Below are 8,686 nucleotides of genomic sequence, written 5' to 3' on the forward strand. Positions count from 1 at the left end.
ATCTTAAAGCAGCTTCAAAATTGATTCAACAACTCGTATTTTCGTTTCACTATTTGAAACTTGGTATCAAATGGCCGCAGGATTATACATTTCATAATCCTGTTTAATCTAAATTCCATACTATCCGCTTGCACTTCAGAGAAATGAAATATATAATAGAAAAAAATCAATATCATTAGCAATGAAAAAGGCGCAGTACAATTACCCGCTGATTTTAGAGAGCTTGTGGCCGGTGAAAACAAGCATCAAGGTATTTTGGAATTGGACTTTGGAGCTAATAATTAATGAAGTGATCTTAAAGTGTTAAGATAATTAGGGTGGCAACGCGGTTCATTCGTCCCTGTTTTATGGGATAAATGGGCTTTTTTTATGCCTGAAATTAAACATAAATGGAGTGAAGTTAAATGAAGACAATTTTTTCTGGAATTCAGCCCAGTGGCACGTTGACAATTGGAAACTATTTAGGGGCACTTAAACAATTTACTGAACTGCAGGATGAGTTTGACTGTTATTTCTGTATAGTTGATGAGCATGCGATTACTGTTCCACAGGACCGCTTAAACTTGAGAAATAATATTCGTTCGCTTGCCGCATTGTATCTGGCATCTGGTATAAACCCGGAACGTTCCACATTATTTATACAATCGGAAGTTCCTGCACATACACAGCTTGGCTGGATGCTGCAATCGATCAGTTATGTGGGCGAACTGGAACGAATGACACAGTACAAGGATAAATCGGAAGGAAAAGAGGGTGTATCTTCCGCATTATTAACCTACCCTTCCTTAATGGCAGCAGATATATTACTTTATCAAACGGATCTGGTTCCGGTTGGAGAAGATCAAAAACAGCATTTGGAGCTAACAAGAAACCTGGCACAGCGTTTCAATAACAGATTCAATGATATTTTCACCATTCCGGAAGTTCGAATTCCAAAAGTCGGCGCCCGCATTATGTCGTTGCAGGAGCCAACCAAGAAAATGAGTAAATCAGATAAAAATGTAAAAGGGTTCATTTCTATGCTTGACGAACCAAAGAAAATTGAGAAGAAAATTAAAAGTGCAGTTACGGATTCTGAAGGAGTAGTAAAATATGATAAGGAAAATAAACCTGGAGTTTCCAACCTTTTAACCATTTATTCCAGCTGCAGCGGTGAGTCCATTGAAGATTTGGAAGCAAAGTATGAAGGCAAAGGATACGGGGATTTTAAGCAAGGCGTGGCAAATGCTGTAATTGATGTATTAAAACCAATTCAAGATAAATATTTTGCTTTACTCGAATCTGATCAATTGGATGAGATTTTAGATAATGGTGCTGAAAAGGCCTCTTTTACTGCAAATAAAACAGTTGCGAAAGCTAAAAAGGCTATGGGACTAGGTAGAGTTAAAAAGAAAAAGTAAATAGCGAGGGCGTCCCAAAAGTGGGAACGCCCTCTTAATTTGTAAAACGATTAATTGTGAACTTTGGCATTTACAGCATTTCAGAATCACACATCTTATTAAAACCTATTTCGAAGCATTCTGCTCCTGCCCATTTTCAATCTCCCACATTTTTTCAAGGAATGGCTGGCCTTTAATTAACTTCGCACATAAATCCTCATGTGCCACACTCCACCCCTGCTGCACTCCATTGTACAATGACTCCCACACCTTATCCTCATGCATAAAACGGTTAAATGGATAGCTTTTTGGATCCCATTCTGTCAGCCAGTACCGCATTTCTTTTGGATTATTGGTTGTCCGCAACTGATCCAGCCCCATCATGAGCAGCTGCTTCAACTGCCTTTCCCTTCTCGTTAATCCATAAATCAATTCAGGTTCCATGGAAAGTATATGATATTCTTTCTGATAATCCTTTCCCTCGTACTGGTACGACTGGGGTTTTGTATTTTGAATCATATCATAAACGAGCTGTTCCTGCCTTGGTATTAGTCTGCTTTTTCGAATTGGAATCTGATAGCCGATTGTGTCAACTGCCAGAATTTCGTTTCCATCTGTAACCACACATGCGTAATCCAGCACTGACCTCTCCTGGCCCTTTCGCATATAAGCCCGTTTGTATACCGTATCAAGCAAAGCTTTTGGCAGGTCATGCATATCATTTTCAATGTAGTCGAAAAGCTCTTCTGTTATGTATAGCAATGGAACCTGATCCAATAATTCAATTGCATCTTCTCTGCGCCATTCATGAAAATGACAAACACTGTAGCCATTTTCTTCTCCCTCAAACCAATTCACCCACACATCGTGCAAATATAACATAAACAACCCTCACTTTTATAACTCAACTTAGAATACATTATGACCATCAATTGGAAAAAATATTCGATTTTCGCTGAGATTAAAGATTGTTTGGGTAACGATAAATGACAAATGCCATCAATAAAATGCCAGCAGGAAGAAAATAACATTCAATTCTTCCTTTAATAAAAATGAAATATTCCACCCACCCCAGTCCTGCAGGTAAAAAATTCATATATGCAATCAAAGATACTCCCCCAGCAACAGCAAGTCCAAATCCTATTAAAAATATAAAAATATATCCCATCTATTCTCACCCAGCTCGTCCAAGTATTTTTATTAATTTTATGCTTGGACAGGTGAATAAATGAATGTTATTCTCTGACCCGAGTTTCGGCAATAAATTTAAGAATGATCAAAGTATCTTTTTTGTTAGAGAAGGCGTTCTAAGGGACCAGGTGCACCTGTTTTTGGTCGTTCGGGTACAAAGAGACGCTCTATGGGATCAGGTGCAACTGGTTTAGAGCTGTCCAGGTGTGGGAAACCAAAAAAGCTGACCAGTACGCCCACCAGTCAGCTCTAACATAAATATTCTACTTATTATACTTTTTAAACACCAGCGCAACATTATGACCACCGAATCCAAGTGAATTACTCACAACCACATCAACATTCTGATTTCTTGTTTCGTTTGGCACATAGTCCAGATCACAATCCTCATCTGGGGTTTCATAGTTAATTGTCGCCGGTAGCACACTATCCTCGATTGCCTTAATTGAGATAACCGCTTCAACTCCGCCAGCTGCACCAAGCAGATGTCCGGTCATTGATTTGGTTGAAGATATTGCTAGTTTGCGGGCATGATCCCCGAAAACTGTTTTAATTGCAATTGTTTCAAATTTATCATTAAGTGCAGTACTCGTACCATGCGCATTAATGTAATCAACTTCATTTGCAGAAATTCCTGCATCATCAAGTGCATGCTGCATAGCTCTTGCAGCACCTTCCCCATTTTCAGCCGGAGCAGTAATATGATAGGCATCTCCAGTAGCACCATAGCCGACGATTTCTCCATAAATATGTGCACCACGCTCAACTGCTGATTCCAGCGTTTCAAGAATCAAAATTCCTGAACCTTCACCAATGACAAAGCCATCACGGTTTTTATCAAATGGGCGGCTTGCTTTTTGTGGATCTTCATTCAATGACAGTGCTTTTGCTGAAGAAAACCCTGCAAATGCCATATTTGAAATAGGTGCTTCAGTTCCTCCGGCAATGATGTAATCCACATCGCCACGCTGTACTGCTTTGAACGCATCCCCGATGGAATTCGCACCAGATGCACATGCAGTTACTGAACAAGAATTAATTCCCTTGGCACCTAATTGAATAGATACCTGACCTGCAGCCATATCCGGAATCATCATTGGTACGAAAAATGGACTTACCCGCTTTGGTCCTTTTTCCAGAAACTTCGTATGCTGCTCTTCCCATGTTTTCATTCCGCCAATTCCTGAACCAATCCAGACCCCAACACGGTTTGCATTGCTTTCATCTATTGTCAGCTTTGCATCTTCAACAGCCATCTTCGCTGCTGCTACAGCATATTGGGTGAATGGATCCATCTTTCTGGCATCCTTTTTTTCCATGTATTCCGTTGGGTCAAAATCCTTTACCTCAGCAGCAACCTTTGCAGGAAAATCGTCCTTATTTACTTTTGTCACAAAATCAATCCCGGACTTCCCTTCCATAATACTTGCCCACATTGTTTTAACGTCGTTCCCTACAGGTGTAACTGCCCCAAGCCCTGTTATGACTACTCTTCTTTCCTCCATAAAGGTTTCCTCCTATAGAACTTTCACGAAATATAGTTATAGCTTATCTTCCCCAGCGCATTGCTACAGCGCCCCATGTCAATCCCCCACCAAATCCGACTAAAACGATCAAATCATCATCTTTGATTTTACCATTTTTTACAGATTCTGATAAGGCCATTGGAATAGAAGCAGAGGAGTTATTTCCATATTTCTTGATTGTAGTTGCCATTTTATCCGCTGAAATCCCCAGACGCTCCCGTGCAGCATCCATGATTCTGATATTTGCCTGGTGAGGAATCAAGTAATCTACATCTTCTTTATTTAATCCTATTTTTTCAACTACATTAACGGTAGATTCTGGCATTTGTCTTACTGCAAATTTAAATACTTCACGGCCATTCATTACCAAATAATCATTTTCATCCTGATAGAGTTCTTTGCCGCCTGCTCCGTTTGCACCAAGCTCAAAAGATAAGATCCCTCTTCCTTCTGAAACCTCCCCGATTACTGCGGCACCCGCACCATCTCCAAGCAGCACACAGGTACCACGGTCTTCCCAGTTAGTGATTTTTGATAGCTTTTCAGTTCCAACAACCAGAACTTTCTTATAAGCACCTGTTTCAATAAATTGTTTCGCTGTGATCATTCCATACATAAATCCGGAGCATGCCGCACTGACATCCATTGCTGCAGCTTTTGATGCACCTAATTTATCCTGAATCATGCATGCTACGGATGGAAAAGGCGTGTCAGGTGTTACGGTCGCCACTAAAATTAAATCAATATCCTCTGCTGCGACATCTGCTTCTTCCAGAGCATTTAAAGCAGCAAAATATGCCATATCAGATGTATTCACATCGTCTTCAGCAAATCTTCTTTCTTCAATACCTGTACGAGTTCTAATCCATTCATCGTTCGTATCAACGATTTTTTCCATGTCATTATTTGTAACTACTTTTGTTGGAAGGTAATGTCCAGTGCCTAAAACACCTGCATTCATATTTCCATCTCCTTATATACTAAATATTACTATCTATTATTATGACTTGGTACTAATTTTAATGTATTTTTCTCCAACATGCAAGAGCAGTTTATTTCTTACCCCTCGTTTGGCAATAAATCGGTTTCTATGTATTCCTCTATAATGTCATCCATATAATCTTGAAAGCTTTCAGGTATGCTTGGACTAAATTCGCTCAAAGAAATAACCTCATCCTGAAAATCAAAGGTCATGATTTTCCCTTCCAATTCTCCTTCATTAAATTTCTCGGCAGCATATTCATATAGTTTGTCCACATGCTGAACCGTACTTGTCAAAACAGTTTCTTCATCAATATAGGACTGATCTGCAACATAGCCAATTGCATGGATTCCATCTTTTTTTGCGTGCTGGATAATTTCCTTACTGTAGGAATCTCCTGTTGGGTAAAAAACATCTGCACCTTTAGCGCGCATTTGTTCATATAAATCAACGGCAGTTTCACTATCATTCCAATTATTTACGAACTCAATCATTACATTTGCTGATGGGTTCCGATATTTGACACCTTCGAAAAAACCTTCAATTTCCGGCTGCCATTGGTATGCGGAAATCATTCCTATTTGGTTTGCAGTAGACATTTCAGCCGCAACCATACCCGCAAAAAATCCCATGGCATGCGCATTAAAATTTAAGCTTGTCACATTATCTGAATAATATCCGCCATTAAAATAAACAAAATGTACGTCAGGATAGGATTCTGCAAGCTCTGAGAAATAACTTCCATAAATACTGCTATGTCCAAATATTAGATTCACGCCATCATACACCAGTTCATCCACTGCTTCTGATATTTCCTGCTCGGTTGTTATGTTTTCTTTTAAAAATACGTTAATATCGTATTCCTCGCCAATTTGCTTTAATCCCTCATAGCCTTTTTCTCCCCATGCCTGACTTTCGATAGTCCCATCAACAAGCATGCCTGCATTCTGGATCTGGTCATTGCCATTACTGCTGCATCCAGCTGCTATTATTACAATGGAAATGATAATGAAAAAGCTATATATCTGTTTCAATACGGGCACCCCTGTCTGCAACTTCTCAGCTAGATTCATTGTACCGAATTCATCTATATTTCATACATAAAATTAATCATACAATTCCTTGAACTTTTTAAAATGATCTAAAACTGGCATTAATTTTTCCTTGTTAGGTCTATTGTCACGAAGATAGATCGAGTTTTCAAGTTTAACACCCTCCTTTTCATTATTTTTTGCGGATATCACATGCAGATGAGGAGGTAATTTGCCAAATTTCAGCCATTGTATTAAACCATTCGTAAAATCTTTAATATATATTGCCTTTTCCTCAAAATCGTCTGAATCAAACGGAATGAATGCTTTATCTCTAAACATGCCTTTCTCATTCATTTTCATCCACTCTCCGTAAAGCAATGGGATTTTAATCAACGTTACCTTTTCATTATTAACTATTGTTCCACCAATTTTCACAATTCGATCTGCCTGAATATTTTCAGTGCTCTGTATTTCATCAATTATGATTGCAGTATCATAATTGTTCATACTATCAGCTTTCACCATCGAAAATGAACTGTTTCTGCCGAAATATAATGGCAAATTTTCATTTCCATCTTCATTAAGTATCCCAGCTACCGTATAACCCTCTTCCAGTAATTCATTTACAATATGAAAACCAATCCAGTGATTGCAGCCTGCAACTAAAAACGACAAGGTCTCCCCCTCCTTATTTTCTAACTATGTAAATTAAATAATAAAAGCTTTTATTTTTTTCGGCGATTTGGTAAAATGTATAAGTGTGTTTATGATAGTTTATGTTATAGTGAAAATTATAGAAAACCATTTACTTAAAATGAGGTGTAATCATGCGGTACATCGTAACAATTATTTGGGCAGTGCTCATTAGTGCAGTTATTTCTTATGTTTTATCAAGCATGGCTGGTGATGCATTCAGCATGCCTGGAACGCTTTTATTGGCTGGAATCTTTATCGTTGCTACCTTCCTATTGGGTGATGGCATACTGAAAGAAGATAAAAGCAATAGCTAAAATCAGATTATGCTTAGAAGAACCCTTGCCTTCCGGGAACCAAAGCGGCAAGGGTTTTCTCTTTTCTATCATGATGGAAATCTTAAAATATTACAGCTGTGTATTATTTTTTGGCAGGAACAGCCATGCCCGTCTCAAGCGAATTCGCAGACTGAGCTTATTAATACCATGGCAATACACTTAATGCAGTAAGTGCTGCAAGTGGCAATATCAGTCTTCTGAATCTCCTTGGCGGATAGCCGTACCCATATCCAGGATACCCATAACCATAACCGGGGTAGCCAAACTGGCGGTGATGATCAGGAGATGGATAATCCGGTGAGAAATCATTCTGATCTATCGGCACGGCAAAATAAACATATTCATCATCAAGGCCGGTTATAATTCCGTCTAATTTTGAACCATCTACCATTTCAGCAAGCACATATGCATGCATATGTTTTTTACATAAATCGTATATATGTTGATAATCGTTATTCATTTTCATTCCTCCCTCACCATTCAGCCTATTCAAAGCCCTGAGGGAGGGTGACTTAAATCTAAATGAAAATGCAGATTGTTTAGGAGGATAAAGAAGCAATGACAGAACTTTGGACATTACTAAAATATTTAATACTGGGATTAATTCAGGGATTTACAGAGCCAATTCCAATTTCATCAAGTGGGCACCTGATTATTTTCCGGGAATTATTTAACATTGAAATAAAGGGACTCTCCTTTGAAATATTAGTTAATTTCGGATCACTTATTGCTGTGCTTCTAATTTATAAGAATGACATCATAAGACTTATCAAGAACGGTCTGAATTTTATTTTTAAAAAGGACGAGGAAGGAAAAGGGGATTTTCAATTTATCGTCTTCTTGGTCATTGCAACTATCCCAACAGGAATATTAGGATTATTGTTTGAAGACTATATTGGTGAAAAACTTAGTGGAGTTGCTATTGTAGGCTATACATTGCTTATAACAGGTGTGGCACTGTGGATTATCCGTAACCTGAGGGGAAGAAAAGGTGATGGTGATCTGACGGTAAAAGATGCGATTATCGTTGGGCTCGCGCAATCTGTTGCTTTAATTCCTGGTATCAGCCGCTCTGGTGCCACCATCGTTGCTGCGATGCTTCTAGGAATGAAACAGGAAACGGCACTCCGCTTCTCTTTCCTGCTCTATATCCCTGTGAGTCTGGGAATCACAGTGTTGTCTATTACTGATATTATTGGAGACCCTGATTTTGACACGTTAATGATTCCATATTTAATCGCATTTATTGCATCAATTATTGCTTCATTTTATGCGTTGAAATGGTTTATTAATATCATGGCAAAAGGAAACTTGAAATACTTTTCATTTTATTGCTTTATTGTAGGTATTTTGGTTATTCTTTTCCTGTAAAGTAAGTATTGCGGTATTCCATGAGTCGTGTGCAAAACCACAGCTAATCGAGTAGGAGGGGGTGACTAACCCCCGACCTCTCACACCACCGTACGTACGGTTCCGTATACGGCGGTTTCATTTAGGTCCAACGCATGGTCTGATATCGCTTGGATAGACTCTTCAACCCTTG

At 38.8% G+C, this 8,686-nt stretch carries 10 protein-coding genes and 1 other annotated feature; of the genes, 3 read left to right on the plus strand and 7 right to left on the minus strand.

Translation table 11 applies throughout. The features are described 5' to 3' along the window. The first annotated feature begins 172 nt into the window (after positions 1-172). Positions 173-345 (plus strand) — a binding site (T-box leader). Between the two features lie 59 nt (positions 346-404). Continuing rightward, positions 405-1,400, plus strand: a complete 996-nt coding sequence (trpS, locus tag CIL03_RS05705; RefSeq protein ID WP_094884363.1) for a tryptophan--tRNA ligase — start codon at positions 405-407, stop codon at positions 1,398-1,400. A 105-nt stretch (positions 1,401-1,505) separates the two neighbouring features. Here trpS and CIL03_RS05710 read toward each other — a convergent pair whose 3' ends face one another. The 6 genes from CIL03_RS05710 to CIL03_RS05735 all read right to left on the minus strand — a co-directional run bounded on the left by CIL03_RS05710 (position 1,506) and on the right by CIL03_RS05735 (position 6,787). Further along, positions 1,506-2,261 carry a YjbA family protein gene (locus tag CIL03_RS05710; RefSeq protein ID WP_094884365.1) on the minus strand — a complete coding sequence of 252 codons (756 nt, stop codon included), beginning with the start codon at positions 2,259-2,261 and terminating at the stop codon, positions 1,506-1,508. Between the two features lie 79 nt (positions 2,262-2,340). Further along, the gene (locus tag CIL03_RS05715) at positions 2,341-2,547 is read right to left on the minus strand and encodes a YuzI family membrane protein (protein ID WP_094884367.1); all 207 of its coding nucleotides are present in this window, start codon (positions 2,545-2,547) and stop codon (positions 2,341-2,343) included. Positions 2,548-2,833: 286 nt separating this feature from the next. Next, the gene (fabF, locus tag CIL03_RS05720; protein ID WP_094884369.1) at positions 2,834-4,075 is read right to left on the minus strand and encodes a beta-ketoacyl-ACP synthase II; all 1,242 of its coding nucleotides are present in this window, start codon (positions 4,073-4,075) and stop codon (positions 2,834-2,836) included. Between the two features lie 43 nt (positions 4,076-4,118). Continuing rightward, a complete protein-coding gene (locus CIL03_RS05725) occupies positions 4,119-5,057 on the minus strand; it encodes a beta-ketoacyl-ACP synthase III (protein WP_094884371.1) in 939 nt (312 codons plus the stop codon). A gap of 98 nt (positions 5,058-5,155) precedes the next feature. After that, positions 5,156-6,121 (minus strand): BMP family ABC transporter substrate-binding protein, encoded by a 966-nt coding sequence (locus CIL03_RS05730; RefSeq protein WP_338061874.1) that lies wholly within the window; start codon positions 6,119-6,121, stop codon positions 5,156-5,158. Positions 6,122-6,184: 63 nt separating this feature from the next. After that, complete coding sequence (locus CIL03_RS05735) at positions 6,185-6,787, minus strand: hypothetical protein (protein ID WP_094884375.1); 603 nt, start codon at positions 6,785-6,787, stop codon at positions 6,185-6,187. A gap of 152 nt (positions 6,788-6,939) precedes the next feature. On the opposite strand from CIL03_RS05735, the gene CIL03_RS05740 reads away from it, so the two are divergent. Continuing rightward, positions 6,940-7,122 carry a DUF2929 family protein gene (locus CIL03_RS05740; RefSeq protein WP_094884377.1) on the plus strand — a complete coding sequence of 61 codons (183 nt, stop codon included), beginning with the start codon at positions 6,940-6,942 and terminating at the stop codon, positions 7,120-7,122. 160 nt (positions 7,123-7,282) lie between these two features. Here the strand turns inward: CIL03_RS05740 and CIL03_RS05745 are convergent, their stop codons facing one another. Further along, the gene (locus CIL03_RS05745; RefSeq protein ID WP_094884379.1) at positions 7,283-7,609 is read right to left on the minus strand and encodes a hypothetical protein; all 327 of its coding nucleotides are present in this window, start codon (positions 7,607-7,609) and stop codon (positions 7,283-7,285) included. Positions 7,610-7,701: 92 nt separating this feature from the next. Here CIL03_RS05745 and CIL03_RS05750 point away from each other — a divergent pair, with 92 nt between their 5' ends. Then, positions 7,702-8,514 carry an undecaprenyl-diphosphate phosphatase gene (locus CIL03_RS05750; protein ID WP_094884381.1) on the plus strand — a complete coding sequence of 271 codons (813 nt, stop codon included), beginning with the start codon at positions 7,702-7,704 and terminating at the stop codon, positions 8,512-8,514. Positions 8,515-8,686: the final 172 nt, after the last annotated feature.

Source organism: Virgibacillus indicus (assembly GCF_002266285.1).
GTDB lineage: Bacteria > Bacillota > Bacilli > Bacillales > Amphibacillaceae > Virgibacillus_K > Virgibacillus_K indicus.